Source organism: Cellulomonas sp. KH9, assembly GCF_900114185.1.
In the GTDB taxonomy this organism is placed as follows: Bacteria; Actinomycetota; Actinomycetes; order Actinomycetales; family Cellulomonadaceae; genus Cellulomonas.
The window spans coordinates 457,355-475,588 of sequence record NZ_FOSE01000003.1 but is presented as its reverse complement, the minus strand read 5'-3'; the positions used below and the strand labels follow the sequence as shown (position 1 = coordinate 475,588).

At 74.4% G+C, this 18,234-nt stretch carries 13 protein-coding genes; 5 read left to right on the top strand and 8 right to left on the bottom strand.

The genetic code is table 11. The features are described 5' to 3' along the window. The 3 genes from BMZ16_RS12010 to BMZ16_RS12000 all read left to right on the top strand — a co-directional run bounded on the left by BMZ16_RS12010 (position 1) and on the right by BMZ16_RS12000 (position 2,219). Positions 1-378 (top strand): YciI family protein, encoded by a 378-nt coding sequence (locus tag BMZ16_RS12010; RefSeq protein WP_089801104.1) that lies wholly within the window; start codon positions 1-3, stop codon positions 376-378. Further along, on the top strand, positions 375-1,589 hold the full coding sequence (locus tag BMZ16_RS12005; RefSeq protein WP_089800716.1) for an RNA polymerase sigma factor: 1,215 nt from the start codon (positions 375-377) through the stop codon (positions 1,587-1,589). The genes BMZ16_RS12010 and BMZ16_RS12005 overlap by 4 nt, the downstream gene beginning before the upstream one ends. A gap of 72 nt (positions 1,590-1,661) precedes the next feature. Next, positions 1,662-2,219 (top strand): DUF427 domain-containing protein, encoded by a 558-nt coding sequence (locus BMZ16_RS12000; RefSeq protein WP_089800713.1) that lies wholly within the window; start codon positions 1,662-1,664, stop codon positions 2,217-2,219. Between the two features lie 39 nt (positions 2,220-2,258). On the opposite strand, the gene BMZ16_RS11995 is transcribed toward BMZ16_RS12000, so the two are convergent. Next, positions 2,259-3,134 carry a L,D-transpeptidase gene (locus BMZ16_RS11995; protein ID WP_089800711.1) on the bottom strand — a complete coding sequence of 292 codons (876 nt, stop codon included), beginning with the start codon at positions 3,132-3,134 and terminating at the stop codon, positions 2,259-2,261. 131 nt (positions 3,135-3,265) lie between these two features. On the opposite strand from BMZ16_RS11995, the gene BMZ16_RS11990 reads away from it, so the two are divergent. Continuing rightward, positions 3,266-5,068 carry a thiamine pyrophosphate-requiring protein gene (locus BMZ16_RS11990; RefSeq protein ID WP_089801102.1) on the top strand — a complete coding sequence of 601 codons (1,803 nt, stop codon included), beginning with the start codon at positions 3,266-3,268 and terminating at the stop codon, positions 5,066-5,068. 62 nt (positions 5,069-5,130) lie between these two features. Here the strand turns inward: BMZ16_RS11990 and BMZ16_RS11985 are convergent, their stop codons facing one another. From BMZ16_RS11985 to BMZ16_RS11960, 6 genes are all read right to left on the bottom strand, one after another. Continuing rightward, positions 5,131-5,538, bottom strand: coding sequence for a PIN domain-containing protein (locus BMZ16_RS11985; RefSeq protein WP_089800709.1), 408 nt, complete (start codon positions 5,536-5,538; stop codon positions 5,131-5,133). Continuing rightward, entirely contained in the window at positions 5,523-5,780 is a 258-nt protein-coding gene (locus BMZ16_RS11980; RefSeq protein WP_089800706.1) for a type II toxin-antitoxin system Phd/YefM family antitoxin, read from the bottom strand. Before BMZ16_RS11980 ends, BMZ16_RS11985 begins: the two co-directional genes overlap by 16 nt. Before the next feature lie 109 nt (positions 5,781-5,889). Next, complete coding sequence (locus tag BMZ16_RS11975) at positions 5,890-12,597, bottom strand: prealbumin-like fold domain-containing protein (RefSeq protein WP_143082823.1); 6,708 nt, start codon at positions 12,595-12,597, stop codon at positions 5,890-5,892. A gap of 159 nt (positions 12,598-12,756) precedes the next feature. Next, positions 12,757-13,872: a fatty acid desaturase family protein gene (locus BMZ16_RS11970; RefSeq protein WP_369822555.1), complete on the bottom strand. Its 1,116-nt coding sequence runs from the start codon at positions 13,870-13,872 to the stop codon at positions 12,757-12,759. A 194-nt stretch (positions 13,873-14,066) separates the two neighbouring features. Then, a complete protein-coding gene (locus tag BMZ16_RS11965) occupies positions 14,067-14,630 on the bottom strand; it encodes a DUF4334 domain-containing protein (protein WP_089800702.1) in 564 nt (187 codons plus the stop codon). A gap of 15 nt (positions 14,631-14,645) precedes the next feature. Further along, positions 14,646-15,185, bottom strand: a complete 540-nt coding sequence (locus BMZ16_RS11960) for a MarR family winged helix-turn-helix transcriptional regulator (RefSeq protein ID WP_143082822.1) — start codon at positions 15,183-15,185, stop codon at positions 14,646-14,648. A gap of 141 nt (positions 15,186-15,326) precedes the next feature. Between BMZ16_RS11960 and BMZ16_RS11955 the strand changes: the two genes are divergently transcribed. Beyond that, entirely contained in the window at positions 15,327-15,887 is a 561-nt protein-coding gene (locus BMZ16_RS11955) for an NADPH-dependent FMN reductase (protein ID WP_089800698.1), read from the top strand. Positions 15,888-15,944: 57 nt separating this feature from the next. Here BMZ16_RS11955 and BMZ16_RS11950 read toward each other — a convergent pair whose 3' ends face one another. Then, positions 15,945-18,113 (bottom strand): DEAD/DEAH box helicase, encoded by a 2,169-nt coding sequence (locus tag BMZ16_RS11950; protein WP_369822554.1) that lies wholly within the window; start codon positions 18,111-18,113, stop codon positions 15,945-15,947. Positions 18,114-18,234: the final 121 nt, after the last annotated feature.

Genomic DNA, 18,234 nt, shown 5'->3' with positions numbered 1-18,234 from the left:
ATGCGCTACACGATCCTGCTGCACTACCCCGAGATGACGGCCGAGCAGATGGGCGAGGACGCCTGGGCGCAGGGCGAGCGTGAGTTCGCCGCGTACGCGGCCACGCTGCAGGCCGCCGGGGCCCTGATCGGTGCGGAGGTGCTGCAGCCGTCGTCGAGCACGACCACGCTGCGCACCGTCGACGGTGCCCTGCAGGTGCAGGACGGCCCGTTCGCGGACACCAAGGACCAGCTCGGCGGAACGTTCGTCGTCGACGTCCCCGACCTCGACACGGCGATCGAGCTGGCCCGCCGCGCGCCGGGCGTCTCGTGGGGTGCGGTCGAGGTGCGGCCCGGTGCGCTGTACACGGTGGACGGCGTCTGGACGCCGAACGCGTGAGCGCCGCACGGGCGCGGGCGGCCGCCGAGCGTGCCGCCCGCGACTCGTACGGCCGGCTGGTCGCGCTGCTCGCGGCGCAGTCCGGGGACGTCGCCCTGGCGCAGGACGCCCTGGCGGACGCCTTCGAGCAGGCGCTGACGCGCTGGCCGGACGACGGCGTGCCCCGCACCCCCGACGCCTGGCTGCTGACCGTGGCCCGCAACCGCATCCGTGACGTGTGGCGCTCCGCGGCGCACCGCCGCACCGCGCCGCTCCTCGACGACACGCTCGCCGACCTGCCGGCGGACGACCCGCTCGCCGACGTCGACCCCGCCGCGATCCCGGACCGCCGCCTCGCGCTGCTGTTCGTGTGCGCGCACCCCGCCATCGCCCCCGACGTCCGCACGCCGTTGATGCTGCAGACCGTGCTCGGGCTGGACTCGGCGCAGGTCGCGACGGCCTTCGCCGTGACGCCGGCGGCCATGCAGCAGCGCCTGGTGCGTGCCAAGCGGCGCATCGCCCGGGCGCGCATCCCGTTCGTGGTGCCGGACCGCTCGGCCATGGCCGAGCGCCTGCCGCCGGTGCTGGAGGCGGTCTACGCGTGCGCCGCCGTCACCTGGCGGCAGGACGCGCACGACCTCGCGGGCGAGGCCCGGCACCTGGCCGTGGTCCTGGCCGCGCTGCTCGGCGACGAGCCCGAGGCGTGGGCGCTCGCGGCGCTGGTCACCCTGTCCCTCGCCCGCCGGCAGCCGCCGGGGGTCTTCGTCCCGCTCGACGAGCAGGACCCGGCGACGTGGGACGCGGACCTGCTCACCGAGGGCGAGGCGCTGCTGCGGCGGGCGCAGCGGCCGGGTGTGCCCGGGCGGTTCCGCCTGGAGGCGGCGATCCAGGCGGTGCACGCCGACCGCCGCCGCACCGGCCGCACCGACTGGGCGGCGCTGCGCACGCTGTACACGGCCCTCGACGCGGCCGCGCCGAGCCTGGGCGGGCGGGTCGCGCTCGCGGCGGTCGTCGGGCGGGTCGACGGCCCGGACGCCGGGCTCGCGGCGCTGCCGCCCGAGCCGTCACCGGCGTTCCAGCCGTGGTGGGCGGTCCGCGCGGACCTGCTGGCCCGGGCCGGGCGGGGAGCGCAGGCCGCGGGGGCGTTCCGTCGGGCGGCGGAGCTGACCGACGACGAGGCGGTGCGGGCGTACCTCACGGCGCGCGGTGCGGAAGGTCGCGGTGACGGCTGAGCGTCAGGTGCCGACGGAACGGTGGGCACCTCCCGGCGCGCCGGGAGAGCGCGCGTCGGCGATCGTGAGGGCATGGCACCCGACGCCGCCCGCACCTGGCACCCGCGCACACCCCCGCCCGGCGGCCGCACCGCCGAGGTACCCGGCCCCGGGCAGGAGTCGGTCTGGGACTACCCGCGCCCGCCCGCGGTCGTCCCGAGCACGGAGCACGTCGTGGTGAGGCTCGGGACCACGGTCGTCGCGGACACCCGCCGCGCGCTGCGCGTGCTGGAGACCTCGCACCCGCCGACGTACTACCTGCCGCTGGCCGACGTGACGGCCGGTGCGCTGGAGCCCGTGCCGGGCGCGCAGTCGTTCTGCGAGTTCAAGGGCCGCGCCGGCTACGCCGACGTCGTCGGCACGGACACCGACGGCCGGCGCCTGGTCCGGCCGCGGGGCGCCTGGGGCTACCCGCACCCGGCGCGCGGCTACGAGGCGCTGGCCGAGCACGTCGCGCTGTACCCCGCGGGACTGGTCTGCACCGTCGACGGCGAGACCGTGCAGGCCCAGGAGGGCGACTTCTACGGCGGGTGGCGCACGAGCCGGGTGGTGGGGCCGTTCAAGGGCGGTGCGGGGACGCGCGGGTGGTGAGCGCGGCGCGCCCGGCCGGACGCCCGGTGGAGGACCGTCTCAGGTCACGGTGAGGACAGTGCCCGCCGGGACCTGGTCCCACAGCATGTCGAGCACCTCCTCGCTCACCCGGACGCAGCCGTTGGAGATGGCCCCGGTGCGGTCGAACGGGCTGGTGTGGATGGCTGTCGCCGACGTGCCGGTGGCCGTGTCGTAGACGTCGATGGTCTCGCTCTGGCTCGACAGCAGCAGCACGCGCGGCGTGGAGGTGCCGGGCTGCTCCCACTGCGACCCGACGACGAACTGCGGGATCGCGGGCGTCGGCGTGGCCGGTGCACCCACCGCCTTCACCGGCACGGTGCGGGTCGTCGCGCCGTCGTCGATCGTCAGGGTCAGCGCCGCGAGGTCGAGGTGCAGACGCCAGTCGGTGCCGGACGGGGTCGTGTCCTGCGCGCGGATCCAGGCGGTGCGCCCGTTGACCTGCGCGACGTCCTGGCTGGGCAGGGCGCTGCGCGTCGCGAGCATCACGCGCAGCCACCCGCCGCGCTGCTCGACGACGGGCAGCACCGTGGGCACGTCGAGCGTCACCGCGGGCACCGTCGCCACGGGGCTGCCGCCGACCGCGTCGTACCCGGCGGTGTCCCGCACGACGGTCGCGGTCTGCCAGGTGCCGAGCGCGGGGTCGTCGTTGCGCCGCTGCTCGAGGCCGTCGGTGCCGGGCAGCCCGGGCACGAGGTTGCGCGGCTCGGCGACGGGCAGCGTGGACAGGTCCGCCGCCGGGACCGTCGGGGGTGCCGGGACCGCGCCCTTCACGACGTCGACGGGTGCGCGCACGACCACGGGCGCGGGCGCGGGCGGTGCGCTCGCGCACCCCGCCAGCACGGCCGCGCCCAGCAGCGTCGCCACCACCGGTCGTGCCCAGGCGTTCGCTCGCATGCCCCCATGGTGCGGGACGCCGGGCGTTCCGGACGACCCTGCGGTGCGACGCACCGGCGGACCACCCGCCCGGATGCGGCATCCCGCCCGGACCCGCAGCATCGGTGGGGGACGAGGCGGAGGGGGACGCGATGACGACGGTGGCGGACGCGATCGTGCAGCGGCTCGGCGACTGGGGCGTGGGACGGGTCTTCGGGTACGCCGGGGACGGCATCGACCCGCTGCTGGCGGCACTCGCGCGGGCGGGCGGCGACATCGAGCTCGTCACCGCGCGGCACGAGGAGATGGCCGCGTTCATGGCCACCGGCCACGCCAAGTACTCCGGCGGCGTGGGCGTGTGCCTGGCGACGCAGGGCCCCGGGGCGATCCACCTGCTCACCGGGCTCTACGACGCCAAGCTCGACCGCACACCCGTCGTGGCGATCGTCGGGCAGGTGGCGACCACCGCGCTGGGCACGGGGTACCTGCAGGAGGTGGACCTGCCGGTCCTGCTCAAGGACGTGTGCGCGCAGTACCTGCAGACCGTGACGACGCCCGAGCAGCTGCCGGCCGTCCTGGACGCGGCGTTCCGCACCGCGGTCGCGACGTCCAGCCCGACGTGCGTGATCGTCCCGCACGACGTGCAGCAGGCCGCGGCCACCGGCCCGGAGCAGGCGCACGGCGTCGTGCAGACGTCGCGCGCGGTGTCGCGCACGGTGTGCGTACCGCCCGACGACGACCTCGACCGCGCCGCGCGGGTGCTCACCGCCGGCGAGCGGGTCGTGGTCCTCGCGGGCCGCGGCGCCCGCGGCGCGACCGACCAGGTGCTCGCGGTCGTCGAGCGGCTGGGCGCCGGGCTCGTCACGTCGCTGCTCGGCAAGCCCCTGTTCGACGAGGGCCTGCCCGTGCACGGCGGGGTCATGGGGCACCTGGGCACGACCGCGTCGGCCGACCTGCTCGGCCGCTGCGACACCTTGCTGATCGTCGGCAGCAACGACCCGTGGACGGAGTTCTACCCGCCGCTGGGGCAGGCGCGGACCGTCCAGGTGGACGTCGCCGCGCGCAACCTGGGTGCGAAGTACCCGGTCGAGGCGCCCCTCGCGGGGGACGCGGCCGCGACGCTCGACGCGCTGCTGACCCGGCTGCCGGAGCGCTCGGGCCCGTGGCGGGACGAGGTGACCGCGGCCGTCGAGTCCTGGCGGCGCATCGCGACCGAGCGCGTCGCGACGCCGGCCGAGCCGCTCAACCCCCAGCTGCTGCTGCACGAGCTGTCCGCGCACCTGCCCGAGGACGCCCAGGTGTCGGTCGACGTCGGCTCGGTCACGTACTGGTACGCCCGGCACCTGCGCCTGCCGCCGGGCGTGCCGGCGCACCTGTCGAGCACCCTGGCGTCGATGGGCTCGGCCCTGCCGTACGGGATCGCCGCCAAGCTGCTGCACCCCGACCGGCCCGTGGTCGCGCTGGCCGGGGACGGCGCCATGCTGATGAACGGCATCAACGAGCTGGTGACGGTCGCAGCCCGCTGGCGCGACTGGTCCGACCCGCGGTTCGTCGTGCTCGTGCTGGACAACGGGGACCTGGCGGAGGTCACGTGGGAGCAGCGCGAGATGGAGGGCGACCCGCGCTTCGACGTCTCGCAGGAGGTGCCGTCGTTCCCGTACGCCGACTACGCCGAGCTGCTCGGCCTGGCCGCCGTCCGGGTGAGCGACCCGGCGGACGTCCCCGACGCGTGGCGCATCGCGCTGGCCGCGGACCGGCCGTGCGTCGTGCAGGCCGTCGTCGACCGCGACACCCCGCTGCTGCCGCCGCGCGCGCCGGCGTCGGAGGTCGAGCAGATGCGTCGCGGCCTGGCACAGGAGCCGGTGCCGGACAACGCGCTGCGGCAGCTCGACGCCCAGCGCGCCGGCGAGCGGGCCGACGACCCGACGGGCCTGTCGGCCGAGCAGGACGGTTGAGGAGACGGCCCGTCCGGGCCCGCCGGATCCGCGCTGACGCGGCAGCGGCACCTTCCCGGGGGTCAGGCACCCGGGACGTCGACCACCTCGACCCCGGGCAGGCCGTGGAAGCGAGCACGGACGTCGTGCGACGCGACGGCACGACCGTGCTCGGCGGCGTGCGCCGCGATGATCAGGTCGTGGCCGCCGCGCGGCTCCCCTGCCCGTCGCACGTGCGCGATGAGGCGGGCATGCTCGACCGCCGTGCGCTCGGTGTAGTCGAGGACCGTCACCGCGGACGTGATCGCGGCCAGGACACGGGCGCGCTCGGCGGCACGGGCGGCCGTGTCGGCGAGCTCGATGCCCGTGCGGAGCTCGGCCACCGTGACCGTCGCGATCGCGAGGTCGTCGTCGTCGAGGGACGCGCGGTCGACGGTGCCGCGCTCGTAGGCGATGAGGGTGCTGGTGTCGAGGATCAGCCGACGCGCCACGGGTCGCTCTCGTCCGGCACCAGGAGCGCCGTCGCCGCCACGACGTCGCTCTCGACGTCGTCGTCCAGGCGCGGCACCCTGCTCAACGCCTCACGCAGGGCACGACCGGTCGTCGCGGCGGCGGGCCGGATCTCGGCGACGACCCGGCCACCACGGGTGATGGCGATGGTGTCACCGTGCTCGACGGCGTCGAGCAGGTCGGAGAACCCGCGCGAGGCGTGGGTGGCGGTGACGGTGCGCATGACCCCAGGCTACGCCTGGATCAGAGAATCAGATAGCGGTCAGGGCCGACCTGATCCGGTTCGGTGACGGGCGACGTCACCGGACGCCGCCCGTCACCGCCGCCGTCCGTCACCCCGTCGCGCCGCCCGCGGCGTCAGGACCGTCGCCCCGTGCCCGGCGCCGCACGGTCCGTGTGACCGCCGCACCGGCGGTGAGCAGCGCGAGCGCCGCCAGGAGCAGCGGCGCGATCGCCGCGCCCGTGGTGGCCAGGCCGCCGTACCACCCGGAGCCGCTCGCGGGGGGCACCGGCACCGGCGTGGGTGCCGGCGTCGGGGTGACCGTCGGCGTGGTGTGCTCGGTCGTCCGGCACCACTCGGGGTCGTCCGCGGCGGCCACGGCGGCCACGACGGCGAATCCGCGGCTGCCCAGGACCTGGGGCTCGGGGTCGCACGGCTCGGCGCCGGGAGCCGTGACCACGTTCCGCAGCACGTCCCCGTCGACGTCGTCGGCCACGCGCACCTGGTAGGTGAGCGTCTGCTCGCCCTCGAGCGTCCCGACGTCCCACGTCAGCGAGGTGCCGTCGAGCGACGCGGTACCGGTGCCCGCCTCGATGCTGCCCTCGACGAACGTCGCCGACGGCAGGACCTGCGACAGGTCGTCCGTGATGACGACGCCGTCGACGCTGTCACCGGTCAGGACCGTCGCCACCAGCAGGTAGGTGACGACCTGGCCCGGCTGCACCTCGGCCCCGGACACGGGGTCGCTGGTCTTCACGACCGTCCAGGTCGGCGGTGGCACGTCGTCGTTGACGACCGTGCACGTGACCGCGTCACCGGCGGCGAGCTCGACGGTGTCGTCCTCGAGCGTCAGCGGGGCGCCACGGTTCTCGCAGACCCAGCCCGTGGACGCGTAGCCCTCGGGCCCCGACTCGGACAGCGTGTACGCGCCGGGCGCCACGGGCGCGTCGGTGACCACCGTGCTGCCGGTCGTGCCGCTGACCGGCTCCGGGCCGTCGGCGGACAGCGTCCAGTCCGTGGCGACGGCCGTCCCGGTGTCGTCGTTGACGACCTCCTTGACGAGCGTGAGCACCGGCGCGTCGAACGTGTTCGTGATCGTGCAGACGACCGTCTCCCCGTTCGTCACGGTGAGCGCCGAGCCGGTGAGGCTGCCGCCCTCGCAGGACCACGCCGACGCCGTGTAGTCGGGCGGACCGTCCTCCGCGAGGTCGTACGTGCCCGCGCTCACCTCGGCCCCTGTGACCGCCGTGGTCCCCGACACGCCGCTGACGCCCGCGGTCGGGCCGTCGGCGGTCAGCGTCCAGTCCGTCGCCTCGGCGGTGCCGCCGTGGTCGTTGACGACCACCTTGGTCAGCGTGAGCACCGCCGGGAGGTCGTCGTTCACGACGGTGCACGTGACGTCCTGGTCCAGCGCCACCGTCACGGTGCCACCGGTGACCGGCACGTCGGTGCCATCGCCGTCGACGCAGGTCCAGTCGCCGGCCGCGTACCCGGCCGGGCCGCTCTCGGACAGGGCGTAGTCGCCGATCGCGACGGTCGCCGCGGTGACGGCGGGAGCCCCGGTGGTCCCGGTGAGCCCGCTCGTGGGACCGGTCGCGGTCAGCGTCCAGTCGGTCGCCACGGCCGTGCCGCCGTGGTCGTTGGTGACCTCCTTGACGAGCGTGAGCGTCGCCGCGACCGCCGTGTTGGTGATCGTGCACGTGACGTCCGCGCCGTTGGCGAGGGTCACGACGTCGTCCGCCACGGCCACCTCACCCGCCGCATCGGTGCACGCCCACGTACCGGCCTCGAACCCGGCGACGTCGGACTCCGAGAGCGCGTACCCGCCGGCGAAGACCTCCACCGACGTCACGCCGGACGCCCCGTCACCGCTGACCGGGCCCTGACCCGTGATGCCCTGCGGGGTCGCGGTCAGCGTCCAGTCCGCCGGCGTCTGGGTGGCGCCGCTGGCACCCGCGTCCACCACCTTGCGCAGCGTCAGCAGCGCGGCGGCGTCGTCGTTGACGATCGTGCACGTCACGTCCTGGCCCAGCGCCACCGTCACGACCCCGTCCGTGACCGGCACGTCGGTCTGCCCGTCCAGGCACGTCCAGTCGCCCGCGGTGTACCCCGCCGGGCCGCCGGACTCCGACAGCGTGTACGCACCGGCCGCGACCTCGACGCCGGTCACCGGGTCGCTTCCGCTGGCGCCGCTGACGCCGGCGGTCGGGCCGTCCGCGGTCAGGGTCCAGTCGGTCGCCTCGGCGGTGCCGCCGTTGTCGTTGACCACGACCTTCGTCAGGGTGAGCACGCCCGGCTCGTCGTCGTTCACGACGGTGCACGTGACGTCCTGGCCCAGCTCGACCGTCACGACCCCGTCGGTGACCGGCACGTCCGTCTGCCCGTCCGAGCAGGTCCAGTCGCCCGCCGTGTACCCCGCCGGGCCGGACTCCGACAGCGTGTAGTCACCGATCGCGACCGGCACCTGCGTGACCGCCGGGTCACCGGTCGCGCCGCTCACGCCCGCCGTCGGCCCGGTCGCCGTCAGCGTCCAGTCGGCCGGCGTGGCCGTGCCGCCGTGGTCGTTGGTGACCTCCTTGACGAGCGTGAGCGTCGGCGCGACCGCCGTGTTCGTGATCGTGCAGGTCACGTCCGCGCCGTTGGCGAGGGTCACGACGTCGTCCGCCACGGCCACCTCACCCGCCGCGTCGGTGCACGCCCACGTGCCCGCCTCGAACCCGGCCACCTCGGACTCCGACAGCGCGTAGCCGCCGGCGAAGACCGCCACGGACGTCACACCCGACGCCCCGTCACCGCTGACCGGGCCCTGACCCGTGACGCCCTGCGGCGTCGCGGTCAGCGTCCAGTCCGCCGGCGTCTGCGTGGCACCACTCGCACCCGCGTCCACGACCTTGCGCAGCGTCAGCAGCGCAGGCTGGTCGGCGTTGACGACGGTGCAGGTGACGTCCTGCCCGACCGCCACGGTCACGACGCCGTCCGTCACGGGCACGCTGGTCTGACCGTCCAGGCACGTCCAGTCGCCCGCGGTGTACCCCGCCGGGCCGGACTCGGACAGCGTGTAGTCGCCGACCGCGACCGGCGCCTGCGTGACCGCCGGGTCACCGGTCGCGCCACTCACGCCCGCCGTCGGCCCGGTCGCCGTCAGCGTCCAGTCCGTCGCCACGGCCGTGCCGCCCTGGTCGTTGACGACCTGCTTCTGCAGCGTCAGCGTCGGCGTGACCGCCGTGTTGGTGATCGTGCAGGTCACGTCCGCGCCGTTGGCGAGGGTCACGACGTCGTCCGCCACGGCCACCTCACCCGCCGCGTCGGTGCACGCCCACGTACCGGCCTCGAACCCCGCGACGTCGGACTCCGAGAGCGCGTACCCGCCGGCGAAGACCTCCACCGACGTCACGCCGGACGCCCCGTCACCGCTGACCGGGTCCTGACCCGTGATGCCCTGCGGGGTCGCGGTCAGCGTCCAGTCCGCCGGCGTCTGGGTGGCGCCGGTCGTGCCCGCGTCCACGACCTTGCGCAGCGTCAGCAGCGCGGCGGCGTCGTCGTTGACGATCGTGCACGTCACGTCCTGGCCCAGCGCCACCGTCACGACCCCGTCCGTGACCGGCACGTCGGTCTGCCCGTCCAGGCACGTCCAGTCGCCCGCGGTGTACCCCGCCGGGCCGCCGGACTCCGACAGCGTGTACGCGCCGATCGCGACCGGGGCCTGCGTGATCGCCGCCGCCCCGGTCGTCCCCGTCACGCCCGCGGTCGGGCCCGTGGCCGTCAGCGTCCAGTCGGTCGCCACAGCCGTGCCGCCCTGGTCGTTGACGACCTGCTTGACCAGCGTGAGCGTCGGAGCGACCGCCGTGTTGGTGATCGAGCACGTCACGTCCGCACCGGGCGTCAGTGCGACGACCCCGGCGGTGACGGTGACCGTCGCGCCGGACGCGTCGACGCACGTCCAGTCACCCGCCTCGAACCCGGCGACCTCGGACTCCGTCAGCGCGTAGCTGCCGGCGACGACCTCGACGTCCGTGACGCCGTCGGCCCCGTTGCCCGACACCGGCTCCTGCTCCGTGGTGCCCTGCGGCGTCGCCGTCAGCGTCCAGTCCGCCGGTGTCTGGGTCGCGCCGGTCGTGCCGGCGTCGACGACCTTGCGCAGCGTCAGCTCGGCCGGGTCGTCGTCGTTGACGAAGACGCACAGGACGTCCTGTCCGGCCTCGAGGGTGATCTCGGTGACGGCCCGGGTCTCGCCGTCGACGGTGCACTGGATCTCCGTCGAGGTGTAGCCCGCCGGCCCGCTCTCGCTCAGTGCGTAGGGGTGCCCCGGCCGCACCTCGACGGACGTCGCGGCGTCCGGCGCGGCACCGGTCACCTCGACGGTCGTCAGACCTTCGACCGGCGGCGACGTGGACGGTACGGCGCGCAGCGTGAAGTCCGCCGGGGTGGCGGTGCCGCCGGCGTCGTTGACGACCTCCTTGGCGAGAGCCAGCTGCGCCGTCTGGTTGGTCGCGGTGCACACGATCCGCTCGGCGATCGGCACGGTGACGCCACCGTTGAGGCCGTCGCCGTAGCCCGCGACCTCGTTGCCGTCGGCGTCGACGCGCAGGCAGTTCCAGGACCCTGTCGACGCCGGGTAGGTCTGCAGGTCCGTGCGCTCGTCCACCTGGACGTAGGTCGGCGGACCGCCGGACTCGGCGAGCTGGTACGGGACGTTGGCGGTCACGACCTGGTCGGTCGCGCCCGCGGCGCCGGTGGTCCCGGTCGGCCCCGGCAGCTGCCCCGCCGGGGCGTCCGGCGCGGGCAGCGCCGACAGCGTCCACTGCGTCGGGTCGGCCGTCCCCTGGGCGTCCTTGACCAGGGTGAGCCGAGACTCGCACGTGACGGTGTTGCGGATCGTGAACGTGTTGGCGCCCGCCACCAGGGCGGTCTGGTAGCCGGTCGCCGGCACGTCGACCGGCGTCACGACCGCGCCGTCGACCTCGACGATCTGCGGTGTCGCGACCGTGCACAGGTCCGCGTCGATCGCGACCGGGTCAAGCGTGACCTCCTCGTCGATCGTGACGGACTCACCGGCGACGTAGCCGGTCCGGGTGACGCGCCAGTTCTGCTCGGTCGCGGCGGCGCCGCCCGGCCCGGTGAGGGTGAGCTGGGACGTGAACCCGCCGGGCTGGTTGCCCTGCGGGACGGGGTCCGCGCCGTTGATCACCCACTCCTTGTCGACCGTGACGGTCGCGGGGTCGGCGACCTGGTTGTACACGGTGCAGCTCACGGCCTCCGTGTTGGCGACGTCCACGCTGAAGCCGCCGGGGCCCGTGTTGGTCACGGGCAGGCTGGTGCCGGCGTCGATGTCGCGGCAGACCGCGTTGGCACCGTCCACCGGGAAGGGCGTCGTGCCCGCCTGCGTCTGCTCGGTCACCGCGACCGTCCCCGAGGTGACGCCGCCGTCGTACGTGAGCGGGAAGTTCACCGCGCTGGTCTGGTCCGTCGTGGCGCTGGTCGTGCCCAGCGTGACACCGGGCGACGTCGTCGCGGCGTCGAAGGTCCAGCCGGCACCGCCGGGCTCGGCGGTCGTGATGTCGCCGTCCGACCCGACGAGCTGCTTGACGACCGACAGCGACCCGGCGCACTCCCCCAGGGCCAGCTGGCGCAGGCCCTGCCCGACGACCTCGTAGTCCGACACCTGGAAGTAGTCCGCCGTGAGCACGTTCGTGCCGTCGTACGCGGTCGGGCCCGAGATCGCCGCGAGGTTGACCGCCGTCGCCGGGTCGCTGACGCCCGACCCGACGCCCACCGCGAGCACCCGGGAGCCCTCCGCCTTGACGGCGTTGGCCGAGAAGACGCCGTTGCCGACCTCACGCAGGCGGCTGAAGTTGCCCGGCCCCTCGGCGGGCTGGGAGTAGAACGTGGGGTCGCCGTCGGTGATGACCACGACGATGTCGTACGTCGGGTTCGCCTCGGCGGCCACCGCGAGGCCCCGGTCCCAGTTGGTGCCGCCGCCGGCCGTCCACGACGCGTAGCGCGCCTTGACCTGGTCGGCACCGGCCTGGGTCGCCACGCCCGTGAGCCCGGGGTAGTTCTGGTCGGCGCCCTCAGCGGGCGAGACCGTCGAGAAGGAGAAGAGCGCCACGTCCGAGGGTGTGCCGACGAGCGAGTCGATGAACGTGTCCGCGGCACCCTTGAGCTGCGGGAGCTGCGTCTGCGTGACGGAACCGGACAGGTCGAGCACGAGCGCGACGTTGAGCCCGCACTGCGTGGTGAGCGCGGGGTTCACGCGCGACTGCTGCCAGACGCCGCCCGACGCGGTGCGGTTGGTGGAGCCCGACGACACCATGAAGGTCGTCTGCGAGGTGTACGTGTTGCCGGCTCTCAGGGTCGCCCCGGTGCGGAACCGGTAGGGCGTGAGCTCCGAGCCGGTGCCGTCGCCGGGGCCGGTGCGCAAGGTCGGGTTGATGAAGAACCCGTCGGGGGCGCCGGTCTGCACCACCCAGAACCGGCGGTCGCAGTTGTCCCCGGCGTCGCTGCTGAAGCACCCGAACCGCCCAGCCTGGGTGTCAGGGACGACGAAGGAGCAGTCCCCGTCGGCGTCGGACACGCACGTCGCCCACGCGTCGGCGACCGGTGTCGTCGGCGCGGTCGTCCCGTCGTAGAGCTGCAGGGTCGTGCCCGCGACGCCGGAGACGGCGCTCGTGCCCACCCGATCCGCACCGACCCGCACCGAGATGACGGCCTCGTTGCCCGTCGGGACGGGCACGGCGAGCGGAGCGACCGGGGCGCTCCCCTGGGCCGTGGTCCCGCCGACCAGTGCGACGACCACCACCATCGACCACAGCACTGCCACGGCTCGCCGCGTACGGCCCGACGACATCGTCCCCATGGTGCCCCCCAGCGCATGGATGCCGACCCTCGCGGGCCGACCCGAGCCAGTATGCACGAAACGCCCGTCTCGCACGTTTCAAGGGGCAGACCCGGTCAGGCGGTCGCGCGGGCGACCGGTCGGTCAGCGCGCCATGCGGTACTCCGCCACGAGCGGGCACTGGAACGGGTCGCGCGCGGCCAGGCCCACCTCGTTGAGGTACCGCACGACGATCCGGTAGGACTCCAGCAGGGTGGTCTGCGTGTAGGTGATGCCGCGCGACTCGCAGAACTCCTGCACGACCGGGCGCGCGGCCCGCAGCGCCGGGCTGGGCATGCTCGGGAAGAGGTGGTGCTCGACCTGGTGGTTCAGGCCGCCCATGAACCAGTCGACCAGGCGCCCGCCGGTGATGTTGCGGCTGAGCAGCACCTGGCGGCGCAGGAAGTCCATCTTGGCCGACGCGGGGACCACGGGCATGCCCTTGTGGTTGGGCGCGAACGACGCCCCCATGTACACGCCGAAGAGGCCGAGCTGCACCCCGAGGAAGGCCAGCGCCATGCCGACCGGCAGGACCCAGAAGACGAGCGCGAGGTAGCCGCCCAGGCGGACCGTGACGAGCGTGATCTCGACGGCCCGGTGCTTCACGGGTCCCCGACCGAAGATCGTCTTGACCCCCGACGCGTGCAGGTTGATGCCCTCGAGCAGCAGCAGCGGGAAGAAGAACCACCCCTGGCGCTGCGCGAACCACCCCTTCAGCCCGGTGCGGGTCTTCTCGAGGTTCTCGGTGGTGAAGACGAGGACGCCGGGCTGGATGTCGCCGTCGGCGCCGACGGTGTTGGGCTTGGCGTGGTGCCGGCCGTGCTTGTGGTTCCACCACCCGTAGCTCATGCCCGCGTACAGGTTGGCGATGACGAGGCTGGCCCAGTCGTTCCACCGGCTGGAGGCGAAGATCTGCTTGTGCGCGGCGTCGTGGCCCAGGAACATCACCTGGCCCAGCACGACCGCGAGCACGGCCGCGGTCACCATCTGCCACCACGACGGGCCGATGAGCACGAACGCCACCCCGATGCCGACCAGCGTCAGCGTGAGGACGGCGAACCGGGTCCAGTAGTACGCGTGCCGGCGCCGCATGAGGCCCATCTCCCGGACCACGCGGGCGAGCTCGGTGAAGTCGCTGACCTGCCGTTCACGCGCGGAGCGGGCTCCCCTCGCTTCCGCCGGTCGGTCGTCGGACGGAGAGCTGTGTGTGACGGTGGTCAACGGGGCACCTCGGCTTCGGGGGGCGTGACACAGACGACGCGCGGGGGACGCGTGCGCGGTAGCCCAGCACAACCTGATGTCCGTTTCCAGTCGAACCGGAGAGGTTCGGACGACTGTTGCGGACGCAGCACCACATTCTGACCCGCCGCGGCCGCGCTCCGTGCAGGCTCACCGGTGCGGCGCCCGGGCCCGTGCTAGCCCTCCTGCCGCAGCACGAAGACGTACGGGAGCGCCGACCCCCGCAGGTCCATGACGCCGAGCACGGTGCGACCGTCGACGCGACGGAACGCGTCGATGATCGGCAACCGGTCGTAGACCATCGCGGCGGAGGCCACCCCGCGGTACGTCACGGTGCGCAGGCGAGCCTGCGGGCGTGAGGTCGTCAGCAGCGGGCGCAGGGCCGCGAAGGCCCGCGCGGCGACAGCGGGCGGTACCACGGGCGCCAGGCGCAGCGCGGGCCCCAGCGGCAGGAGCGTGGGCGTGATCGCGACGAGACGGTCGCCGCGCGCCGCGTGGAACACCAGGGGGTGGACGTCGTCGGGTCCGTCCATGCGCTTGCCGTACCAGCCGAGCGCCTCGAGCAGCCCGTCGAACGGGTGCGCCGTGGGGACGCCGCGCCCGGCCCAGCGGCCCAGCATCTCGTCGACCCCGAGCGGGGGCAGGTCGTCGAAGAGCTCGAGGGCCGCGGCCGTGGTGGTGCCGGGCTCGATCCGGGCGAGCCGCGCCGCGGGGGCCGTCCCGCCCTCGTCGCTCGTCATCACGGCCCGGACGGACTACCGGGAGCCCGCGCCCAGCGCGGGGTCCGTCAGGGCGTCCCGCGCCGCGAGGCAGGGGTCGAGGGCGGGCTGCGCGCCGTGGACGGTCGCGGCGAGCTCGGCCGCGCGCTGCGTGAACTCGCGTCGCGCGTCGTCGGGCACACCGTCGAACACCGCGTCCTCGGCGGCCGCGACCTTCGCCTCGAGGTCGGCGAGCGTGGCCTCGCCGTGCGGGGTCAGCGCGATGCGGCGGACCCGGCGGTCGGTGGGGTCCATGCGCCGCTCGACCAGGCCGGCCTGCTCGAGCGCGTCGATGACGTAGGGCATCACCGTCTTGTCGATGCGCAGGTGCTTGGCCAGGCCGCTCTGGGTCGGGGGGTCGTTGTGGCCGACCACGGAGAGGATCTGGTAGCCGCGCGTGCCGTGGGGCACGCCCGCGGACGCCTCCTCCACCAGCTCGGTCCACCGGCGCAGGACCACGCCGAGGCACCACCCCAGGTCCGCCCCCGGCATCGCCGCGAGGGCGCCGGGGCCCTCGTCGCACTCCCGGTCGTCCATGCGCTGATCGTACGCGGTCACGAAGCGATGCCGCTTCCGCCATACAGATGGCTAGACATCTAGTTTGTCGCACCATCTGTTTGATAGACATGTGGGACGCGGCCACCACGCCGACTCCTCCTCGACATCCCGGAGCACCCCATGACCACCATCGGCTACATCGTCGGCAGCATCTCCTCCACCTCGATCAACCGCCGCCTGGCCCGTGCGTTCGAGCGCGTCGCCCCGGACGGCGTCACGCTCGTCGAGATCCCCATCGGGGACCTGCCCCACTACTCCCCCGACCACGACTCCGACCTCCCCGCGGCCGCGCGCGCGTTCAAGCAGGCCGTGAGCGACGTCGACGGCGTCCTCATCGTCACGCCCGAGTACAGCCGCTCCATCCCCGGCGTCCTCAAGAACGCGCTCGACTGGGCGGTGCGCCCCTACGGCGCCAACGTCTTCGGTGGCAAGCCGACGGCCGTCGTCGGCACGTCCCCCGGCGGGACGGGTGCTGCGCTCGCCCAGCAGCACCTCAAGACGATCCTCAGCCACCTCGACGCCCCGACGCTGGGCCAGCCCGAGGGGTTCATCCAGAGCACGCCCGACCTGTTCACCGAGGACGGCCAGGTCACCGACCCGCGCACGGCCGCCTTCCTGCGCGGCTACCTGGACGCGTTCGTCGCCCTGGTCGAGCGGTACCGCGTGCGCGTCGGCGTCTGACCCGCGGCGCCGTCCCCGTGCGCCGACCGGCTGCACGGGGACGGCGCGCCGGGGTCGTCACGCGGTGCGGTCGGCCGCCCAGGCGTCGGTGAGCATCGAGACCAGCGCGTCGAGCTGCACGTCCGTCGACGACTCCGTGTCCTCGCCCGCGCCGTCCAGCGCCCGCGCGGCCAGACCGGACTTGCTGTCGATGAGCTCGGCGATCTTGGCGTCGATGGTCTGCGCGGCGATGATCCGCCAGGCCGTCACCGGGTCGCCCTGGCCGATGCGGTGCACCCGGTCGATGGCCTGCGTCTGCTCGGCGTCCGTCCACGACAGCTCGGCCAGCACGAGGTTCGACGCGACCTGCAGGTTCAGCCCCACGCCGGCGGCCATGAGCGAGCACACCGCGATCTGCACGTCGGGGTCCCCGACGAACGCCGCGACGTTCTTCTCACGCACCCGCGGGGTCTGGTCGCCCCGGATCGAGGCGAACCGGATGCCCCGCTCGGCGAACGTCTGCTCGGCGGCGTCCATGACGTCGACGTGCTTGGCGAAGAAGACGACCTTGCCGACGTTGCGGGCCAGCTGGGCGGCGTAGTCCGCGGCCGGTCCGGCCTTGGCCTGGCCGATGCGCCGCACCATCGTGAAGACGTTCTCGCCCTTGGCCTTCGAGCTCGAGTCCTTGAGCTCGGCGGCCGCGACACGACGCGCCAGGTCCAGGTCCAGCCCGTCGACGGACGGGTCGCCCGTGCGCGCCTCCAGGGCGGCGCGGTACCGACCGAGGAGCCGCTGCGCCAGCGCCGCCTCGGCCGCGCGGATCGAGCGCCCCGTGGCCCCGTCGAGCTCGACCGGCAGGTCGGCCACGCGGCGCGCGGGGATGTCGGCGGCGACGTCGACCTTGCGACGACGCACGATGCCCATGTCGATGACGGCGTTGCGCGCGGCGGTGTAGAAGCCCGGGTCGGCGGGCGTCAGACCCGTCTCCTCCAGCGCCGTCATGAGCCGGCCGAGCGGCTTGGTGTCGTCGATCCACCCGAGGAACTGCCAGATCGCGCGGAAGTCCTCGATGTCGTTGATGAGCGGCGTGCCGGTCAGCGCCATCAGCAGCGGGCGGCCCGCACGGGCGCGGATGCGCTCGGACAGCGCGAGCACGTGCTGCGAGCGCTGCGACGTCTTGTTCTTGATGAAGTGCGCCTCGTCGACGACCATCCCGCGGAACCCGAAGTCGCCGAGCCACCCCACGTGCCGGTCGAGGATGTCGTAGTTGACGATGACGACGTCCGCGAACGCGTCGACCTGCTCACCGTCGCCGTGCACGACCGTGGCCTGACGGAACGGCGTCCACAGCCCGACCTCGTGCGCCCAGTTGGTCTTGACGACGTTGGGGGCCACGACGAGCAGCGGGTAGGCGTCGGCGGCCTGCGCGGCCAGCAGCGCCTGGGCGGTCTTGCCCAGGCCGGGCTCGTCGGCGAGCAGGAACGTGCGGTGGCCGGTGGCGGTCGCGGCGACGACCTGCGCCTGGTGCGGCATGAGCTCGCGACCGGCGGGCACGGGCACGACCCGCGGCGTGGGCAGCGGCATGCAGGCGGGTGCGCCGGTGGCGCCGTACTCGAAGGAGCGGAACAGCGGCTCGAGCAGCTCCCAGCCGGCCAGCCGGCGGGGCTGCGCGGCCCGGCGCTCGGCGGCGGCCTCGAAGTCCGGTGCGAGGAACGGGTTGGCGAGCTGGCGCGAGCGCACCGACTGCGGCACCACGCGGTTCTCGGGGACGACGACGGGCGTCGTCGGGGCCGCGGGGGCGGGCTCCTCGGCAGGCGGCTCCATGCCGGCCGCGCGCATCACGGTCGCCTTGTACGCGTGCGCCGCGTCGGACAGCCGGGCGTCGTCGGCGAGCAGCGCGAGCAGGGACGTGTCGCGGGCCGCGGTGCGGGCGAGCATCGTCGCGATGTCGTCGAGCCGCTTGAGCTGCTGGCTGCGGCGGGACTGCCCGGTCTGCTCGTCGGCCATGAGGCGTGCGCGCTCCTCGCGGACCAGCAGCGCGACGACCTGGAACTTCGTCCGGACGGACGGGCGGGTGGGTGTGCGCTGCACGGCGCGGTCGACCTCGCGGGCGACCTCGGCGAGCACCGGGACGAGCCCGCGCTCGACGGCGCGCGGCGCCTTGCGGCGCTGGACACCGGTACCGGCGCGCGAGCCTCCGGTGCCCGCTCGCGAGCCTCCGGACCGACGTCGGCCTGCTCCTGCCACATCTCCTCCTTCGCACATCCGCACCCGCGACCACGGCACAGCACCGGCGCCCACGCCGCCACGGGTCGTGCGCCGGTGACCGGTCCGGCGCGCGGCAGCCCGGGCCGGGCACCCACCTCGG

Bases quoted from the DNA above. Each gene is read 5' to 3' on its own strand.
- BMZ16_RS12010 (WP_089801104.1), top strand. From the start codon at position 1: ATGCGCTACACGATCCTGCTGCACTACCCCGAGATGACGGCCGAGCAG.
- BMZ16_RS12000 (WP_089800713.1), top strand. From the start codon at position 1,662: ATGGCACCCGACGCCGCCCGCACCTGGCACCCGCGCACACCCCCGCCC.
- BMZ16_RS11995 (WP_089800711.1), bottom strand. From the start codon at position 3,134: ATGCGAGCGAACGCCTGGGCACGACCGGTGGTGGCGACGCTGCTGGGC.
- BMZ16_RS11990 (WP_089801102.1), top strand. From the start codon at position 3,266: ATGACGACGGTGGCGGACGCGATCGTGCAGCGGCTCGGCGACTGGGGC.
- BMZ16_RS11980 (WP_089800706.1), bottom strand. From the start codon at position 5,780: ATGCGCACCGTCACCGCCACCCACGCCTCGCGCGGGTTCTCCGACCTG.
- BMZ16_RS11965 (WP_089800702.1), bottom strand. From the start codon at position 14,630: ATGACGAGCGACGAGGGCGGGACGGCCCCCGCGGCGCGGCTCGCCCGG.
- BMZ16_RS11960 (WP_143082822.1), bottom strand. From the start codon at position 15,185: ATGGACGACCGGGAGTGCGACGAGGGCCCCGGCGCCCTCGCGGCGATG.
- BMZ16_RS11955 (WP_089800698.1), top strand. From the start codon at position 15,327: ATGACCACCATCGGCTACATCGTCGGCAGCATCTCCTCCACCTCGATC.